The 16,749-nt window shown below is 71.2% G+C and carries 15 protein-coding genes; 3 read left to right on the top strand and 12 right to left on the bottom strand.

Annotated elements, in window-relative coordinates:
* Positions 1–16 precede the first annotated feature (16 nt).
* Genes argF through argC form a run of 5 tightly spaced genes read right to left on the bottom strand, consistent with a single transcriptional unit; the run spans position 17 to position 5,241 of the window.
* Positions 17–943 (bottom strand): ornithine carbamoyltransferase, encoded by a 927-nt coding sequence (argF, locus tag ACZ5J1_RS06730; RefSeq protein WP_464563717.1) that lies wholly within the window; start codon positions 941–943, stop codon positions 17–19.
* Positions 940–2,130 carry an acetylornithine transaminase gene (locus ACZ5J1_RS06725; protein ID WP_464563715.1) on the bottom strand — a complete coding sequence of 397 codons (1,191 nt, stop codon included), beginning with the start codon at positions 2,128–2,130 and terminating at the stop codon, positions 940–942. Before ACZ5J1_RS06725 ends, argF begins: the two co-directional genes overlap by 4 nt.
* Positions 2,127–3,023 (bottom strand): acetylglutamate kinase, encoded by an 897-nt coding sequence (argB, locus tag ACZ5J1_RS06720; protein ID WP_464564731.1) that lies wholly within the window; start codon positions 3,021–3,023, stop codon positions 2,127–2,129. The genes ACZ5J1_RS06725 and argB overlap by 4 nt, the downstream gene beginning before the upstream one ends.
* Positions 3,024–3,034: 11 nt before the next feature.
* A complete protein-coding gene (gene argJ, locus ACZ5J1_RS06715; RefSeq protein ID WP_464563713.1) occupies positions 3,035–4,186 on the bottom strand; it encodes a bifunctional glutamate N-acetyltransferase/amino-acid acetyltransferase ArgJ in 1,152 nt (383 codons plus the stop codon).
* Positions 4,186–5,241: an N-acetyl-gamma-glutamyl-phosphate reductase gene (gene argC, locus ACZ5J1_RS06710; protein ID WP_464563712.1), complete on the bottom strand. Its 1,056-nt coding sequence runs from the start codon at positions 5,239–5,241 to the stop codon at positions 4,186–4,188. The genes argJ and argC overlap by 1 nt, the downstream gene beginning before the upstream one ends.
* Before the next feature lie 117 nt (positions 5,242–5,358).
* On the opposite strand from argC, the gene ACZ5J1_RS06705 reads away from it, so the two are divergent.
* Both ACZ5J1_RS06705 and ACZ5J1_RS06700 read left to right on the top strand, forming a co-directional pair.
* Positions 5,359–6,357: an ATP-binding cassette domain-containing protein gene (locus tag ACZ5J1_RS06705; protein WP_464563710.1), complete on the top strand. Its 999-nt coding sequence runs from the start codon at positions 5,359–5,361 to the stop codon at positions 6,355–6,357.
* Positions 6,354–7,178, top strand: coding sequence for an ABC transporter permease (locus tag ACZ5J1_RS06700; protein ID WP_464563708.1), 825 nt, complete (start codon positions 6,354–6,356; stop codon positions 7,176–7,178). Before ACZ5J1_RS06705 ends, ACZ5J1_RS06700 begins: the two co-directional genes overlap by 4 nt.
* A 24-nt stretch (positions 7,179–7,202) precedes the next feature.
* Here the strand turns inward: ACZ5J1_RS06700 and ACZ5J1_RS06695 are convergent, their stop codons facing one another.
* Genes ACZ5J1_RS06695 through ACZ5J1_RS06680 form a run of 4 tightly spaced genes read right to left on the bottom strand, consistent with a single transcriptional unit; the run spans position 7,203 to position 14,496 of the window.
* Entirely contained in the window at positions 7,203–10,136 is a 2,934-nt protein-coding gene (locus tag ACZ5J1_RS06695; RefSeq protein WP_464563706.1) for an ATP-binding protein, read from the bottom strand.
* Positions 10,137–10,171: 35 nt separating this feature from the next.
* Entirely contained in the window at positions 10,172–12,667 is a 2,496-nt protein-coding gene (gene pheT, locus ACZ5J1_RS06690; RefSeq protein WP_464563704.1) for a phenylalanine--tRNA ligase subunit beta, read from the bottom strand.
* The gene (gene pheS, locus ACZ5J1_RS06685; RefSeq protein ID WP_464563703.1) at positions 12,664–13,776 is read right to left on the bottom strand and encodes a phenylalanine--tRNA ligase subunit alpha; all 1,113 of its coding nucleotides are present in this window, start codon (positions 13,774–13,776) and stop codon (positions 12,664–12,666) included. The genes pheT and pheS overlap by 4 nt, the downstream gene beginning before the upstream one ends.
* Before the next feature lie 36 nt (positions 13,777–13,812).
* Positions 13,813–14,496 carry a sensor histidine kinase gene (locus ACZ5J1_RS06680; protein WP_464563701.1) on the bottom strand — a complete coding sequence of 228 codons (684 nt, stop codon included), beginning with the start codon at positions 14,494–14,496 and terminating at the stop codon, positions 13,813–13,815.
* A 23-nt stretch (positions 14,497–14,519) separates the two neighbouring features.
* Here ACZ5J1_RS06680 and ACZ5J1_RS06675 point away from each other — a divergent pair, with 23 nt between their 5' ends.
* Positions 14,520–15,290, top strand: coding sequence for a DUF817 domain-containing protein (locus ACZ5J1_RS06675; protein ID WP_464563699.1), 771 nt, complete (start codon positions 14,520–14,522; stop codon positions 15,288–15,290).
* Between the two features lie 33 nt (positions 15,291–15,323).
* On the opposite strand, the gene ACZ5J1_RS06670 is transcribed toward ACZ5J1_RS06675, so the two are convergent.
* Genes ACZ5J1_RS06670 through rpmI form a run of 3 tightly spaced genes read right to left on the bottom strand, consistent with a single transcriptional unit; the run spans position 15,324 to position 16,739 of the window.
* Positions 15,324–16,103: a TrmH family RNA methyltransferase gene (locus ACZ5J1_RS06670; RefSeq protein WP_464563697.1), complete on the bottom strand. Its 780-nt coding sequence runs from the start codon at positions 16,101–16,103 to the stop codon at positions 15,324–15,326.
* A 7-nt stretch (positions 16,104–16,110) separates the two neighbouring features.
* Entirely contained in the window at positions 16,111–16,494 is a 384-nt protein-coding gene (gene rplT, locus ACZ5J1_RS06665; RefSeq protein ID WP_464563695.1) for a 50S ribosomal protein L20, read from the bottom strand.
* A 50-nt stretch (positions 16,495–16,544) separates the two neighbouring features.
* Positions 16,545–16,739, bottom strand: a complete 195-nt coding sequence (gene rpmI / locus ACZ5J1_RS06660) for a 50S ribosomal protein L35 (protein WP_464563693.1) — start codon at positions 16,737–16,739, stop codon at positions 16,545–16,547.
* Positions 16,740–16,749: the final 10 nt, after the last annotated feature.

The following is a 16,749-nucleotide window of genomic DNA, read 5'->3' as shown; positions in this document are numbered from 1 at the left end:
GACTCGTTCACGGACGTCAGCGCTCCTCGAGCAGGAACGCGATGATCGCCTTCTGGGCGTGGCGCCGGTTCTCGGCCTCGTCCCAGATGACGCTCTGAGGACCGTCGAGGACCTCGGCGTCGATCTCCTTGCCCCGGTAGGCGGGCAGGCAGTGCAGCACGATCGCGGCGGGGTCGGCCTCGGCGAGCAGTCCGCTGGTGAGCGAGTACGGCGAGAAGATGGCCAGCCGCGCGGCGGCCTCGTCCTCCTTGCCCATCGACACCCAGGTGTCGGTCACGACGACGTCGGCACCGCGCACCGCAGCAGCCGGGTCGAGCACCCAGCCGACGCTGCCGCCGGTGGTCTCGGCGATCGCCGCGGCCCGGGCGAACATGGCCTCGTCCGGCGCGTAGCCCTCGGGCGCGCCGATGGTGACGTGCATGCCGGCGGTCGCCCCGGCCAGAAGCCAGGAATTGCCCATGTTGCAGGCGCCGTCGCCGATGAACGCCACCTTGAGCCCGGCGAGCTCGCCCTTGTGCTCCCGGATGGTGAGCAGGTCGGCGATCAGCTGGCAGGGGTGGAACTCGTCGGTGAGCGCGTTGACCACCGGGACGCCTGAGTACTCCGCCATCTCCTCGATCGCGCTCTGGGCGAACGTGCGCCAGACGATGACGCTGGCCTGCCGACCCAGCACCCGGGCGACGTCGGCGACCGACTCGCGCTGGCCGATGCCCGCGAGCTTGCCGTCGACCAGCATCGGGTGGCCGCCGAGCTCGGCGATCCCGGCGGCGAAGGACGACTGGGTCCGCAGCGTCGGCTTGTCGTAGATCGTCGCGACGGTCTTCGGTCCGGCGAGCGGCTTCTCCTCGTACGGCGCCGCCTTGAGCGTGGCCGCGAGGTCGAGCACCCGACCCTGCTCCTCGGGAGTCAGGTCGTCGTCGGCGAGGAAGGATCGCACCGTCATGCCGCATCCCCGAACGCCGCGTCGAGGATGGCCGGCCAGGCGGCGAGAAGCGCGGCCGCGTCGTCGTCGCTCAGGTTGAGCGGCGGCGCGATCCGGACGCGGTCCGGGGCGGCGTTGTTGACGATGAAGCCGGCGGCCAGGGCCGCGGCGGCGACCTCGACCGAGCGGGGCTCGGTCAGCACGATGCCGAGCAGGAGCCCGGCGCCGCTGACCTCGCTGACCCGCGCGTCGGCGCTCAGGCCCTCGCGGAGCGTGGCACCGATCGTGACGGCGTGCTCCAGCAGCCCTTCGGTCTCGATCGTCCGGATCACGGCGAGCGCCGCGGCGCAGGCCACCGGGTTGCCGCCGAACGTGGTGCCGTGGTTGCCCGGCTCGAGCAGGGTCGCTGCCCGGCCGAGCCCGAGGCAGGCCCCGATCGGGAAGCCGCCGCCCAGGCCCTTGGCGAGGGTGATGATGTCGGGCACCACTCCGGCGCGCTGGAAGGCGAACCAGTCCCCCGTCCGGCCCATGCCGGTCTGGATCTCGTCGAACCAGAGCAGCGCACCGTGCGCGTCCGCGATCGCGCGCGCCTCGGCGAGGAAGTCAGCGGGCGGCACGACGACGCCGGCCTCCCCCTGGAGCGGCTCGATCAGGACGGCCGCTGTGCTCTCGGTGACCGCTGCCGCCAGCGCGGCGGCGTCGCCGTACGGCACGAACTCCACTGTTCCGGGGAGGGGCTCGAAAGGCTGCCGGTAGGCCTCCTTCGAGGTCAGCGCCAGCGCGCCCATCGAGCGGCCGTGGAAGGAGCCCTCCATCGCCACCACGTGGGTGCGCCCCGTCCGGCGGGTGATCTTGAACCCCGCCTCGTTGGCCTCGGTGCCGGAGTTGGTGAAGAACACCTTGACCGGGACCGGGACGTCGACGAGCTCGATCAGCTTGTCGGCGAGCTCGATCTGCGGCCCGCTGGCGAAGAAGTTCGAGATGTGTCCGAGCGTCTGCAGCTGCTCGGTCACGGCGCCGACCAGGGCCGGGTGGCCATGGCCGAGCGCGTTGACCGCGATCCCGCCGAGGAAGTCGACGTACTCCCGCCCGTCGGCATCCCAGACGTGGCTGCCGGCACCCCTGGTGAGGACCAGCTTCGGCATGCCGAAGGTGTTCATCAGCGCGTGCTGGTACCGCTCGACGTAGGTGCTGGTGGACGCGCTCATCCGTCGGCCTTCCGGATCTTGGTCTCGACACCGGGCAGGACCTGGGTGCCGATCCCCTCGGCGGTGAAGATCTCGAGCAGCACGGCGTGCGGCTCGCGACCGTCGACGACGGTGGCCCGCGGGACACCGCCCTGCACGGCCTGGAGGCAGGCGCCCATCTTGGGCACCATCCCGCTGGCCAGGGACGGCATCAGGACCTCGAGCGACTCCGGGCTGATCTCCTGGATGACGTCGTCGGAGTTGCCGTAGTCGCGGTAGAGCCCCTCGACGTCGGTGAGGACGAGCAGCTTCTCGGCCTTGAGCGCGATCGCGAGGGCCGCGGCGGCCGTGTCGGCGTTGACGTTGTGGATCTGACCGCCGAGGTCCGGCGCGACCGACGAGATCACCGGGATCCGGCCGGCCTCGATGACGTCGAGGACCGCTTCGGGGCGGACCTGGGTGACCTCGCCGACGAGGCCGAGGTCGACCTCCTCGCCGTCCACGATGGTGTTGGTCCGGCTGGCCGTGAAGAGGCCGGCGTCCTCACCCGAGAGCCCGACGGCCAGGGGTCCGTGCTGGTTGAGCAGACCGACGAGCTCGCGCTGCACCTGGCCGACGAGGACCATCCGGACGACGTCCATCGCCTCGGGGGTGGTGACGCGCAGGCCGCCGCGGAACTCGCTCTCGATCCCGAGCCGGTCGAGCATCTGGGAGATCTGCGGACCACCGCCGTGGACGACGACGGGCTTGAACCCCGCCAACCGGAGGAAGGCGATGTCCTCGGCGAACTTCACCTTGAGGTCGTCGTCGATCATCGCGTTGCCGCCGTACTTGATCACGATGATCTTGCCGTTGTACTTCTTCAGCCACGGCAGGGCCGCGGCGAGCACGCCGGCGTTGGTGCGTTCTTGCATGGTCGTCTCGCTCACGATGAGTACGCGCTGTTCTCGTGCACGTAGGCGTGGGTCAGGTCGTTGGTCCAGACGGTCGCGGTGTGCGTGCCGGCCTTGAGGTCGATCGTGACGGTGACGTCGCGGGCCTCGAGGTCGATCTGGCTCGGGTCCTCCGCCGGCGTGGAGGCGCGGCAGACCCACACGCCGTTGAGGGCGACGTCGAGGTCGGCCGGGTCGAAGGCGGCCTGGGTGGTGCCGACACTGGCCAGGATGCGGCCCCAGTTCGGGTCCTTCCCGAAGATCGCGGCCTTGAACAGGTTGGAGCGGGCGACGCTGCGGCCGACCTCGAGCGCGTCGGCCTCGGTGGCCGCGTTCACCGTCGTGATCGCGATCGAGTGGTCGGCACCCTCGGCGTCAGCGAGGAGCTGGAGCGCCAGGTCCGTGCAGAGCTCGGTCAGCTTGGCGGTGAACTCGTCGGCCGTCGGTGCGATCCCGCTGGCGCCCGAGGCGAGCAGGGTCACCGTGTCGTTGGTGGACTGGCAGCCGTCGGAGTCGAGGCGGTCGAACGACGCAGCCGTCGCGGCCCGGAGCGCGGCGTCCAGGTCGGCAGCGGGTACGTCGGCGTCGGTGGTGATCACGACAAGCATCGTGGCCAGCGCGGGGGCCAGCATGCCGGCGCCCTTCGCCATCCCGCCGATGCTCCAGCCCTCACCGTGGACGAGCGCCTCCTTGGAGACGGTGTCGGTGGTCATGATCGCCGTCGCCGCTGCCGAGCCGCCGTCGGCCGCCAGCGCGTCGGCCGCCAGGTCGACGCCGTGCAGCAGCACCGCCTGGTCGTTGAGCAGGCCGATCAGGCCGGTCGAGCAGACCACCACGTCGCCGGCGCCGATCCCGAGCCGGTCGGCGACCCGCTCGGCGGTGGCGTGGGTGTTCTGGAAGCCGGCCGCGCCGGTGTAGCAGTTGGCGCCGCCGGAGTTGAGGACGACCGCACGGACGACCCCGTCCTTGACGACCTCCTTGCTCCACAGCACCGGGTTGGCCTGGCAGCGGTTGCTGGTGAAGACACTGGCGGAGGCGAACGACGGACCGTCGTTCGCGACGAGGGCCATGTCGGGGTTGCCCGACGCCTTGAGGCCGGCGGTGACGCCGGCGGCCCGGAAGCCGAGCGGGGTGGTGATGCTCATCAGGGTGCCAGTCCGATCGTGGAGAGTCCGGTGTTCTCGGGGAGGCCGAGGGCCAGGTTCATGCACTGGACCGCGGCGCCGGCCGTGCCCTTGGTGAGGTTGTCGATCGCGCCGACCGCGACCAGCCGGCCGGCCGCGTCGTCGACGGTGACCTGGAGGTGGACGGCGTTGGAGCCGGCGACCGCCTTGGTCTGGGGCCACTGGCCCTCGGGCAGCAGGTGGACGAACTGCTCGTCGGCGTAGGCGGCCTCGTAGGCGGCCCGGACCTGCTCCGCGGTGACGCCGGGAAGCAGCTTCGCGGTGCAGGTGGCGAGGATGCCGCGCGGCATCGGCACCAGCAGCGGGGTGAAGCTGACCGTCACGGTGTCCGCGTCGGCCGCGTCCGTCAGGAGGGCGCTGAGGTTCTGGGTGATCTCAGGGGTGTGCCGGTGCACTCCCCCGACGCCGTAGGCGGAGACGTTGCCCATCACCTCGGAGCCGAGGAGATTGGTCTTCGCCGCCTTGCCGGCACCGCTGGTGCCGCTGGCTGCCACGACGACGACGTCGGGCTCGACCAGGCCGGCCGCGATCGCCGGGGCGAGGGTGAGCGAGGAGATCGTCGGGTAGCAGCCGGGCACGGCGATGGTGGTCGCCCCGGCCAGCTTCTCCCGGTGGCCCGGCAGCTCGGGCAGGCCGTAGGGCCAGGTGCCGGCGTGCGGGGTGCCGTAGAAGTGCTCCCACGCCGCGGCGTCCTCGAGCCGGAAGTCGGCACCGCAGTCGACGACGACGACGTTCGGGTCCTCGGCCTGGAGCGCGGTCGCGACCGCACCGGACTGGCCGTGCGGCAGGGCCAGGAAGACGACGTCGTGACCGCGCAGGACCTCGATGGTGGTCTCGGAGAGGATCCGGTCGGCCAGCGGCAGCAGGTGCGGCTGGAGCGCACCGAGGGCCTGGCCCGCGTTGGACGCGCCCGTGAGGGCGCCGATCTCGACCTCGGGGTGGGACAGCAGCAGGCGCAGCAGCTCCCCGCCGGCGTACCCGCTGGCTCCGGCGACAGCGACGGACTTCGTGCTCATATGTATGACTATACAGTCCAGTGCATCTTCGTGCATGCCGGTATCGGCGTGAAGCGCGTGAAAGGCGTGAAGCCGGCGTGAAAGCGCGGTGAAACCGGCCGGGTCCACGATAGAGCCATGACGAACCCATCATCTTCCGGACTGGCCGTCGCCGCCACCGGCCTGGTGAAGCGCTTCGGCGACTTCACCGCGGTCGACGGCGTCGACCTCGCCGTCCGCCCCGGGGAGGTCTTCGGCGTGTTGGGACCCAACGGCGCCGGGAAGACCACCACCCTGTCCATGCTCGCCACCCTCCTCCCGATCGACGGGGGCCACGCCAGCATCTTCGACGTCGACGTCGCCGCTGAGCCGCACAAGATCCGCCAGCTGGTCGGTGTCACGGGGCAGTACGCCTCCGTGGACGAGAACCTGACCGGCTACGAGAACCTCTGGCTCTTCAGCCGGCTGCACGGTCGGTCGGTCAAGCAGTCCAAGGCACTGGCCGACGACCTGCTCGGCCGGTTCGGACTCGAGGAGGCGGCGCGCAAGCAGATCAAGGAGTACTCCGGCGGCATGCGTCGGCGCCTCGACCTGGCCGCCTCCCTGATCAGCTCCCCGCCGCTGATCTTCCTGGACGAGCCGACCACCGGGCTCGACCCGCGCACCCGCGGGCAGATGTGGGACACCATCCGCGACCTGGTCGCCAACGGGTCCACCATCCTGCTCACCACCCAGTACCTCGACGAGGCCGACCAGCTCGCCGACCGGATCGCGGTGATCGACCGCGGCATCAAGGTCGCCGAGGGTACCCCCGCCGAGCTCAAGACGAGTGTCGGCGAGTCCAGCCTGCAACTGCGCCTGTCCGACACGGACCTGCTCGACGAAGCCGGCCGGATCGTCCACCGCGTCGCCGGCGTCTCACCGGTGATGACCCCGGAAGCGGGCGCTCTCAACGTCCCGCTCCCCGATGCCAACAAGGCTGCGGACGTCCTGATCGCCTTGCGCGAGTCCGGCATCTCGATCACCTCAGCCGCGGTGCAGCAGCCCTCGCTCGACGAGGTCTTCCTCGCCCTGACCGGCCACGACGCATCGAGCACCGCGAACACCGAATCCGACCTTGAGGAGGCCCTCCGATGAGCGCCCTCGTTGCTGAGCGCAGCATCGCGGCTGCGAAGCAGAACCTGACCAGTCGTCCGTCGCTGGCCGACACCGTCTCCCAGACGCTCACGATGGCGTGGCGGTCGCTGGTGAAGATGCGCCGCAACCCGGAGCAGTTCTTCGACGTGATCATCCAGCCCCTGCTCTTCACCGCGATGTTCACCTACATCTTCGGCGGGGCTGTGGCCGGTTCAGTGCAGGACTACCTGCCGCTCGTGATCACCGGGGTTCTGGCGCAGACGGCTCTCACCGCCTGCATGGCGACCGGTACCCAGATGCGCGAGGACATGGAGAAGGGCGTCTTCGACCGCTTCCGCTCGCTCCCGATGGCCCGGATCGCCCCATTGGCCGGTCCGATGCTGGCCGACGTGCTCCGGTACGCCATCGCCGCGACCTTGACGCTGGCCACCGGGTTCGCGATGGGTTACCGCCCGGAGGGTGGCGTGACCGGAGTCGTCGCCGGCTGGTCGCTGGTGATCTTCGCTGGCTGGTCGATGTCGTGGATCTTCGCCTGGCTGGGCACCGTGGCGCGTTCGGCCCAGGCCGTGCAGGGCATCGGCATGATGATCATGTTCCCGCTGACGTTCCTCTCTGACGCGTTCACCCCGGCCGACACGATGCCCGAGTGGTTGCAGAAGTTCGTCGCGGTCAACCCGGTCACCCTGGTCATCCACGCCACCCGCGACCTGATCAACGACGGGAACCTCACCGCGAACGTCGGCTGGGCCCTCCTCGGCTGTTCCGTGATCGTGGCGATCTTCGCCCCGATGGCGGTGCGGTCCTACAACAAGAAGGTCTGACCCCTCCCGCTCCTGGGGCCAGCTTCAGACGAGCTCCGTGACGACGGCCAACGCTGTCGCGCGGAGCTCGTCGGCGTTCCGGGAGGCGTACGTCGCCCGGACGGCGCCGACCGTCACCGGATCGACCAGCGGGTCGCCGTACGACGGGTCGAGCGAGGGCAGCATCCGGTTGAGCGAGAGCGCCTCGGCGAGGGCCAGCAGGTGCGCCGCCCGATCCGGATCACCGGCGCGCGCCGCCCAGAACCCGAGCGCGGCGAGCGAACAGCCGAGGATCGGGACGTCGACCCAGGCCTCCTCGATCGTCAGGAGGGTGCGGGCGCGTTCGATCAGCGCCTGCCGACGGGGTGCCCGGCCGGCGAGGCGGTCGTGCCGGGCGGCGGCGGCCAGGGCACCGGACTGAGGCAGCAGGGCCCACGGCTCGAAGCCGTCGGCCCAGTCGAACGTCGGGACGCCGCCGGTCGAGAGCCGGTCGATCGCCTCCTCGTACGACGCGATGCCCGCATCGATGTCGCCGCGGGCCAGCAGCACCTCGGCGCGGCCGCAGAGCAGGGCGATCCCGGCACCGAAGACGTTGGCTCCGTGGTCGCTCGCCCCGACCTCGTCCAGGATCGCGTCCGCCTCGTCGAGCTGGCCCTCGCGCAGCGCGACGAGGGCCGACATGGCCAGCACCTGGGCCGCGTCGTCGTCGGCACCGAGCTCGGAGAGCACGCCGTGGGCCTCGGCCGCGCGGGCGCGGACCTGCCCGATCTCCCCCGCCTGGAGCTCCAGCCCGGCGAGCTGGGACATCAGCATCGCCCGCATCCACGGACCCTCCCCCGGTTCGAGGAGCGGCAGCGCCCGGCTGGCTGCCTCGCGGGCGCCGTCGATGTCGCCGAGGTTCTCCAGAGCCTGGCTCGTCCACAGGCAGGCGATCCGCGCGACCGCCGAGTCGGGGTCGTCGGTCAGCGCCCGGATCACCTCGACCTGGTTCAAGCGCTCGGAGGCGAGGATCGCCAGCACCACCCGGACCGTCGCCCGCACACCGGTGGCGCCCTCGCCCGGACCGAGCCGGGTGAGCAGCTCGGTGGCTCCCTCCGCCGCCGGTCGGCCGAAGATGACCGCGTTGGACAGCGCGGCGCTCAGGCAGATCCGGGCCGCGTCCTCGGCGCCGGCCGGGATCTCCCGTCGGGTGACGAGCTCCACGACCGGGTCGGCGAGGGTCAGCACCTTGAGGTGGGACCCCTCGATGGTCCAGAACGAGACCAGGCCGGCGAAGACCCGCAGCGCATGGCCCAGGCGGTCCGCCCGCACCGAGGTGCGCACCACCTCGGCGAGGTTGCCCTCCTCGGCCCGGACCTCGGTCATCATCGCGATCTGGTCCGTGGTGTAAAGCCGCGCCGTGGCGCGGTCCCCCAGGTCGGCGGCCCAGTCCGCGACCCGATTCTCCGCGTCCTCGAGCTCGCCGTGCTCCTCCAGCTGGCGCAGGCCGAACTCGCGGACGGTCTCGAGCAGCCGGTACCGGACTCCGCCGGCGTTCTCGTCGACGACGACCAACGACTGGTCGACCAGGGCGGAGATCCGGTCGAGGGCGTCGGACCCGATCACGGCCTCGGCCGCCTCGAGGGCGAAACCTGCACGGAAGACGGCGAGGCGGCGCAGCGCACGACGTTCGGGGTCGGCGAGCAGGTTCCAGCTCCAGTCGATCACGGCCTGCAGGGTCTGGTGGCGTTCGGGAGCATCCCGGCTCCCGCCCCGGAGCAGCGCGAAGCGGTCCTCGAGCCGGCGCTCGATCTCGGGCACGCCCATCACCCGGACCTTCGCCGCGGCCAGCTCGACCGCGAGCGGGAGACCGTCGAGGCGTCGTACGACGGCGCGGACCTGCTCCGGATCGAGGATCACCCCGGGCCGGGCCGCGGTGGCGCGTTCGACGAAGAGCGCGATCCCGTCCTCCTCGGCGAGCTCGGGCAGGAGGTAGACGCGTTCGGTGGCCAGCGCCAGCGGGGACCGACTGGTGGTGAGCACCGTGGTGCGGGGCGTGCGCCGGAGCACGACGGCGACCAGGTCGGCGACGGCGTCGACGACCTGTTCGCAGTTGTCGAGGATGAGGAGCGCGGGGACGCTGCCGAGCATGTCGACGATCCGGTCGACGGCGTCGGCGTTGCGGGCGGACCGGCTGAGTGCGGTCGCCGCGGTCCCCTGGGCGCCGAGCGCGTCGGCGACCGCGACTGCGACGCCGTCGGGAGCGGTGACCGAGGCCAGCGGCACGAAGTGGACGACCGGCCCGTCCGTCAGCCGGCCGACCAGGTGGGCCAGCCGGGTCTTGCCCAGTCCACCCGGTCCGATGATCGAGACCAGCCGGTGGCTGTGCACCAGACGGAGCAGCTGGTCGACGTCGTGGGCGCGACCGACCAGGTCGTCGGCGTCGAAGCGCAGACCCGAGCGCACCGGGCGGTCGCGACGCAGGAGCTCGGCGTGCAGGTCCCGCAACGCGGGCGCCGGGTCGATCCCGAGACGGTCGGCGAGGTCGGACCGGTACTGCTCGTAGAACTCCAACGCCTGCGGAACCCCGTGCACACCGGCGATCGAGCGCAGCTGGGCAGCGGTCACCTCGTCGTCGGCATCGAGCCGTTCCAGCATCGGCAGTGCCTCGGCGAACCGGCCTTCGGCGGCGAGCCGGAGACCGGTGGGACGGACCGACCAGGCATCGACGTCGGCGGTCTCCAGGGCGAGCCGGTACCCCGTCGGCGTCCGTTCGATCGCCGTCGCCGACGTGGCGGTCCGGGCCCGCGAGACGACGACCTGCAGGGCCTTCGCCGGATGCGCCGGGGCCTCCCCGGCCCAGATCTCCTCCACCAGCGCGTCGTCGCTCAGGCCGCGCCGGCCAGAGTCGACGAGGGCGCGCAGCAGCGCATGAGTGCGCTCTCCTGGGACGGGGACACCGTCCCAGGAGACCTCGTCGAGGACGCGGAGACGAACCACGCGGGCGATCATGCCAGGGCCGTCGTGGCGCCCGGTCAGGCGCGCTGGACGGCGCCCGTCAGCTCCGCCGCCTTCGCGACGGCAGCGTCGCGAGCCGCGGCGGCCTCTCCCTCGGCCAGGGTCCGGTCGGGCGCACGGAACCGCAGCGAGAACGCGAGCGAGCGCTTGCCCTCACCGATCTGGGCGCCGGTGTAGACGTCGAAGAGACGCACCGACTCGAGCAGCTCCCCGGCTCCTTCCCGCAGGGCGGCCGTGACGGCGGCGACCGGGACGTCGGCGTCGACGACCAGGGCGACGTCCTCCTTGGCGACCGGGAAGGTGGAGAAGGTCGGCGCGAGACGCTGCTCGGGCGCGACCCGGAGCAGGAGGTCGAGGTCGAGCTCGACCGCGGCGGTCCGGGCCGGGAGACCGAAGGAGGCGCACACGGCCGGGTGGAGCTCGCCGGCGAAGCCGAGCTCCTGGCCCTCGACGCTGAGCACCGCGCAGCGGCCCGGGTGCCAGGGCTGGCGGGTCGTGTTGGCCACGTCGATGCTCACCCCGAGCTCGTCGCCGAGGCGACGTACGACGGCGAGCGCGTCAGCCCACCCGGCCTGGGTGCCCTCGCCCCACCAGCCGGAGCGCTCCCGCTCGCCGGAGAGGACGACACCGAGGTGGAGCTCCTGGGTGGGGATGGCCGCCAGCAGCTCGGCGAGCTGCTCGGGGGTGGGTCGGGTCTCGACGCCGTAGATCGGCGCTGCACCGTCGACGGGGAACGCGACCGCGCCGGTCTCGAAGATCGCCACGCCGTTGGCACCGCGCCCGATGTTGCGCGCGGCCGTCTTCAGCAGCCCGGGAAGCAGCGTCGTGGTGTAGCCCGGCTCCTCCTGGGAGATCGGGTTGGCCAGCTTCACGGTGTCGCGGCGCGGGTCGTCGGCCGGCAGACCGAGCTGGTCGAAGGCGGCGTCGCCGACGAATGGGAAGTTGATCACCTCGGCGAGACCGGCACCGGCCAGGGTGCGGCCGACGCGACGGCGCAGCTTCTGCTCGCGGGTCAGCCCGCGCCCGTTGAGGGGACGCGGCAGGATCGACAGGACCTCGTCGTACCCGACGATCCGGACGACCTCCTCGACCAGGTCGTAGGGGTCGGACAGGTCCGGGCGCCAGCTCGGCACGGTCACCGTGAGGGTGTCGCCCTCACCGCCGTCCTGGGTGGCCACCTCGGCGCCGATCGCGTGGAGGTTGGCGATGGTGACGTCGTCCGGGATGTCGATGCCACTGAGCCGCGCCGGCAGAGCGGCGTCGATCGTGATCTGCGGGCTCGGTGCCGGCTGGCCGACGACGGTGACGCCGGGCTCAGCGGTGGCGCCGCCGTACTGGACGAGGAGCTCGACCACGCGGTCGGCTGCCGCCTCGCAGATCCGTGGGTCGGCGCCACGCTCGTTGCGCTTGCCGGCCTCGGAGCTGATCTTGTGCCGCTTGCCGGTGCGGAACATCGCGACCGGCTCCCAGTGCGCGGCCTCGACCAGGATCGACGTCGTGGTCGCCGAGATCTCGGTGGACTCCCCACCCATCACGCCGCCGAGACCGATGATGCCGGAGTCGTCGGTGACGACCAGGTCCTCGACGCTCAGGGTGCGCTTGGTGCCGTCCAGGGTGACCATCTGCTCACCGGCTTCTGCACGGCGCACGCGGAGGGCGCCCTGGAGCCGGTCGCGGTCGTACCCGTGGATCGGGCGACCGATCTCGAGCATCACGTAGTTGGTGATGTCGACGGCCAGCGAGATCGAGCGGATCCCGGCCTGCTCCAGCCGCTTCTGGATGAAGTCGGGCGTGGGCACCGTGGGGTCGAAGCCGACGACGGAACGCGCGACGAACACGGGGCAGCCGACGGCGTCGTCGACGACCACCGGGTACCCGTCCGCGTTGGCAGCCGGGGTCTCCCGGTCGGCGGGGTCACGGAACGTGGTGCCCTCGAAGCCGAGGGCGGCCTCGCGGGCGATGCCGCGCAGGCTGAGCGCGTAGGCGCGGTCCGGGTTGATCTCGAACTCGATAACCTCGTCGCCGAAGCCGAGGAACTCGCGGGCGTCGGTGCCCGGCTCGGGGCCGTCGGCGGGGACGACGATGATGCCGTCGTGGTCCTCGCCGAGCCCCAGCTCCCGCGCGGAGCAGATCATGCCGGCGCTGATGTGCCCGTAGGTCTTGCGCGCCGAGATCTCGAAGTTCCCCGGCAGCACGCCGCCCGGGAGGATCACGACGACCTTGTCGCCGGGACCGAAGTTGTGCGCGCCGCAGATGATGCCCTGAGGCTCACCGGTGCCGTTGGCGTCACCGACGTCGACGGTGCACCAGTTGATCACCTTGCCGTTCTTCTGCGGCTCCTTGTCCTGCGTGAGGACGCGTCCGATGACCAACGGTCCGGTGATCCCGGCGCCGGCGGACTCGATCGCCTCGAGCTTGAGCCCGAGCGCGGTGAGTCGGTCGGTGAGGGCCTCGGTGGTGAGCCCCTCGGGGAGGTCGACGAGCTCCTTGATCCAGGAGACGGGGGCCTTCACAGTTCACTCCCAAAAGCAGTGCTGAAACGGACGTCGCCCTCGAAGAGCGTGCGGAGGTCGGACAGGCCGGTGCGGAACATCAGGGTCCGGTCGATCCCCATCCCGAACGCGAAGCCGCTGTACCGGGTCGAGTCGACGCCGCAGGCCTCGAGGACCCGCGGGTTGACGATGCCGCAGCCACCCCACTCGATCCAGCCCTCGCCCTTGCAGGTGCGGCACGGCCCGTCACCGGTGGCGTTGAGCTGCGAGCCACGGCAGACGAAGCAGGTCAGGTCGACCTCGGCGCTCGGCTCCGTGAACGGGAAGTACGACGGCCGGAACCGGGTCACGATGCCCTCGCCGAACATCTGGGTGGCGAAGTGGTCGAGGGTGCCCTTGAGGTGCGCCATCGAGATGCCCTCGTCGATGGCGAGACCCTCGACCTGGTGGAACATCGGCGAGTGCGTGGCGTCGTACTCGTCGGTGCGGAACACCCGACCGGGGCAGACCACGTAGATCGGGGGCTCACGGGTGAGCATGGTGCGCGCCTGGACCGGGCTGGTGTGGGTACGCAGCACGACGTGGTTCTCGGCCGGCTCGGTCCAGAACGTGTCCTGCATGGTGCGGGCCGGGTGGTCCGGACCCAGGTTGAGCGCATCGAAGTTGAGCCACTCCGCCTCGATGACGGGGCCCTCGGCGACCTCCCAGCCCATCGCCACGAAGATGTCGGCGATCAGCTCGGCACCGGTGGTCAGCGGGTGCCGGGCGCCGGCGGGGACGCGGTCGGTCGGGAGCGTGAGGTCGACGGTCTCCTCGACCAGCATCCGGGCCTCGTGCTCGGCCTCGAGGACCTGCTGCCGGGCAGCGAGGGCCTGGTTGACCTGGCCTCGGGCCTGGCCGATCCGCTGGCCGGCGTCCTTGCGGGCCGCCGGCGGCAGCGCACCGATCTCACGGTTGGCCAGGGCGAGCGCTGAACGGTCACCGACGTGGTCGAGCCGGACCTGCTTCAACGCTTCGAGATCGGCGGCGTCGGCGATCGCGGCGAGGGCGGCATCGCGCGCCGCCTCGACCTCTTCGGACTTGAGCGGGGTGACTTCGACCGGGTCGTAGTCAGAGTTCGGGCCGGACATCGGTGCCTTTCAGGGCGGGTGGCGTGCGGAGCGAGTCTAGTCGGCCGGTCTGCCGTCGCTCGGCCAGGTCACGGCGACCTCGAAGCCACCGTCGGGGTCGGCGAACTCCAGCACGCCGCCGTGGGCCCGGACGAGTCCGTCGACGACGTACAGACCGAGGCCGGTGCCGGGACTGGACGCGTCGCGCCAGTACTTCGCCACCACCCGGTCCCGGTGCTCCGCCGGGATCCCGTGCCCGTCGTCACGGACGGCGACCCGGACACCGTCCGTGGTGGGGCCGAGCGTCACCCGGACGTGACCCTCGCCGTGACGCAGGGCGTTGTCGACCAGGTTGGTCACCACCTGGGCGACCTTGTCCGGATCGGCGAACACCGGCTCCAACCCGTCAAGGACGGTGAGCTCGATCGGCGTGCTGGTCGCCATCGTTGCGTTGTCGACCACGCGCGTGACCACATCGGTGACGTCGATGCGGCGGCGGTGGAGCTGGAGTCGACCGGTGTCGAGGCGGGCGACGTCGAGCATCTCGGTGATCAGCCGGGACAGCCGGTCGGCGTCGACGACGGCCGTGGTGAGCATGAACTTCTTCTGCTCGTCGCTGAGCACGTCCCAGCGGTCGAGGACGGCCTGGACGAAGGCCTTGACTCCCGTGAGGGGGCTGCGCAGCTCATGGGCCAGGGCGACGACGAGGTCGCTGCGCTCCCACTCCGCGTCGCCCGCCATGCTTGCACCCTAGTCTTTGCGGCGTGGTGCGGGCCGGATCGATCTTTCTGCTGCGGTTCGCGTGGCTCGAGGCGCTGTCCTGCGTCTTCGCCGTGGGCATCTTCGTCGGCCTCGGCCTGACCTTCCTGCTCGACCTGCCGTGGTCGCGCTACGACGTCATGCTGGTCTGGTGCCTCGGCCTCACCTTCGGGTTCTGGGTGGCCGGCTGGGAGAGCTGGCGCGAGGTGCTCGTCATCGGCGCGTTCCACCTGCTCGGGCTGGGCCTCGAGATCTTCAAGGTGCACCAGGGTTCCTGGTCGTATCCCGGTTCGGCGACGCTGGCGATCGCCGGCGTCCCTCTCTTCGCCGGCTTCATGTACGCCGCCGTCGGTTCGTACATCTGCCAGGCGTGGCACCGCTTCGACCTGCGGGTCTCGCACTACCCGGCGGTGTCGGCCGCCGTGGTGGCGCTGGCGATCTACGCCAACTTCTTCACCCACCACTGGATCGTCGACCTGCGCGTTCCGCTGGCGGTGCTGGGGCTGCTGGTCCTGCGCCGCAGCTGGGTCCACTTCACCGTCGGACCGGCGCGCTATCGGATGCCGCTCGCGCTGTCGTTCATCCTGATCGGGGTCTTCCTCTGGGTCGCGGAGAACGCCGCGACCTTCCTGGGCGCCTGGCAGTACCCGGACCAGACCGTCGCCTGGCAGTCGGTGCACGCGGCCAAGATCGGCGCGTGGGCCCTGCTGGTGACGATGAGCTTCGTGCTGGTGGCGAGCGTCAAGGCCCAGGAGGGGCGGCTCTACCACCGCTGACCCAGCGCGGACTCAGCACGGACTCAGCGCGGCTCAGCGCTGAGCGCGGGCGCTGGCGTAGAGGCACAGCGCTGCGGCGGTGGAGAGGTTCAGGCTCTCCGCCTTCCCGAAGATCGGGATCGAGACGACGTGGTCGGCGTGCTCGCGCAGCTCGGCCGGGAGTCCCCAGGCCTCGTTGCCGAAGAGCCAGGCGGTCGGCCGGGCGAGCAGCTCGTCGGCGTCGAAGAGGTCCGCGTCGCCGTTCATGTCGGCGGCCAGGACCGTGAGCCCGGCCTGCTGGGCGGCGACGACGGCGGCGACCGGGTCGCGCTCGACAGCCACCGGGACGTGGAAGGCGCTGCCCACACTGGCCCGGATGGTCTTGGGGTTGTAGAGGTCCACCGAGTCACCGGCGAGGACGACGGCGTCGGCACCGGCCGCGTCGGCGCACCGGATCACGGTGCCCGCGTTGCCCGGGTCACGCACGTCGGCGCAGATCGCGGTCAGGCGCTGCTCCCCCAGGGTCCGCTGCGGGACGTCGAGGAAGGCGCAGAGCGCGACCACGCCGGCCGGGCTGACGGAGTCGGAGAGGCCGGCGAGGGCGCGGTCGTCGACCAGGGTCACCTCGTGGGACGCGAGCAGGTCGGCGTACTCCTCGAGGGCCTGCGGGGTCGCGAAGATCTCCCGCACGCAGTCGGGGACGCCGAGGGCTCCTTCGACGGCCTTCGGGCCGTCGGCAAGGAAAAGCCGCCGCTCCGTTCGAACGGAGCGGCGGCTGAGTTTCCTCAGCTCCTTCAGGCGCACGTTGGACGCGGCCAGCGGAGCAGACGTCATACGACGATCAGGCGTTGACCGGAGCGTTGACGTCGGCCGGAAGGGCGGCCTTGGCAGCCTCGACCAGCGTGTTGAAGGTGGCGACGTCGTTGACGGCCAGCTCGGCAAGGATCTTGCGGTCGACCTCGATGCCAGCCAGGTTCAGGCCCTGGATGAAGCGGTTGTAGGTCATGCCCTGGGCACGCGCCGCAGCGTTGATCCGCTGGATCCACAGCTTGCGGAAGTTGCCCTTGTTCTTGCGGCGGTCGTTGTACGCGTAGACCAGGGAGTGGGTGACCTGCTCCTTGGCCTTGCGGTAGAGGCGCGAGCGCTGGCCGCGGTAGCCCTCGGCACGCTCGAGGGTGGTACGACGCTTCTTAGCAGCGTTTACTGCGCGCTTGACGCGAGCCATGGTGTTACTCCTTCAGGAAGGGGGGAAGTCGGGGTTGCCGTACGGCAGGTTCAGCGGCCGAGAAGCTTCTTGGCGCGGGGGACGTCGTTGGCGGACACCTCGACGGTGCCGGTCAGGCGACGGGTGACCTTGGAGGCCTTCTTCTCAAGGTTGTGGCGCTTGCCGGCCTTCTCGCGAAGGATCTTGCCGGAACCGGTGACGCGGAAGCGCTTGCCGGCGCCGGAGTGGCTCTTGTTCTTCGGCATGGGTGTCTCT

This window comes from Nocardioides sp. JCM 18999 (assembly GCF_055391175.1).
The sequence above is the reverse complement of the archived record's forward strand: the minus strand, read 5'-3'. Positions and strand labels throughout refer to the sequence as shown.

Bases quoted from the DNA above. Each gene is read 5' to 3' on its own strand.
- argC (WP_464563712.1), bottom strand. From the start codon at position 5,241: ATGAGCACGAAGTCCGTCGCTGTCGCCGGAGCCAGCGGGTACGCCGGC.
- ACZ5J1_RS06705 (WP_464563710.1), top strand. From the start codon at position 5,359: ATGACGAACCCATCATCTTCCGGACTGGCCGTCGCCGCCACCGGCCTG.
- ACZ5J1_RS06725 (WP_464563715.1), bottom strand. From the start codon at position 2,130: ATGAGCGCGTCCACCAGCACCTACGTCGAGCGGTACCAGCACGCGCTG.
- ACZ5J1_RS06700 (WP_464563708.1), top strand. From the start codon at position 6,354: ATGAGCGCCCTCGTTGCTGAGCGCAGCATCGCGGCTGCGAAGCAGAAC.
- ACZ5J1_RS06670 (WP_464563697.1), bottom strand. From the start codon at position 16,103: ATGACGTCTGCTCCGCTGGCCGCGTCCAACGTGCGCCTGAAGGAGCTG.
- rplT (WP_464563695.1), bottom strand. From the start codon at position 16,494: ATGGCTCGCGTCAAGCGCGCAGTAAACGCTGCTAAGAAGCGTCGTACC.
- argF (WP_464563717.1), bottom strand. From the start codon at position 943: ATGACGGTGCGATCCTTCCTCGCCGACGACGACCTGACTCCCGAGGAG.
- argJ (WP_464563713.1), bottom strand. From the start codon at position 4,186: ATGAGCATCACCACCCCGCTCGGCTTCCGGGCCGCCGGCGTCACCGCC.
- pheS (WP_464563703.1), bottom strand. From the start codon at position 13,776: ATGTCCGGCCCGAACTCTGACTACGACCCGGTCGAAGTCACCCCGCTC.
- rpmI (WP_464563693.1), bottom strand. From the start codon at position 16,739: ATGCCGAAGAACAAGAGCCACTCCGGCGCCGGCAAGCGCTTCCGCGTC.
- ACZ5J1_RS06680 (WP_464563701.1), bottom strand. From the start codon at position 14,496: ATGGCGGGCGACGCGGAGTGGGAGCGCAGCGACCTCGTCGTCGCCCTG.
- argB (WP_464564731.1), bottom strand. From the start codon at position 3,023: ATGCAAGAACGCACCAACGCCGGCGTGCTCGCCGCGGCCCTGCCGTGG.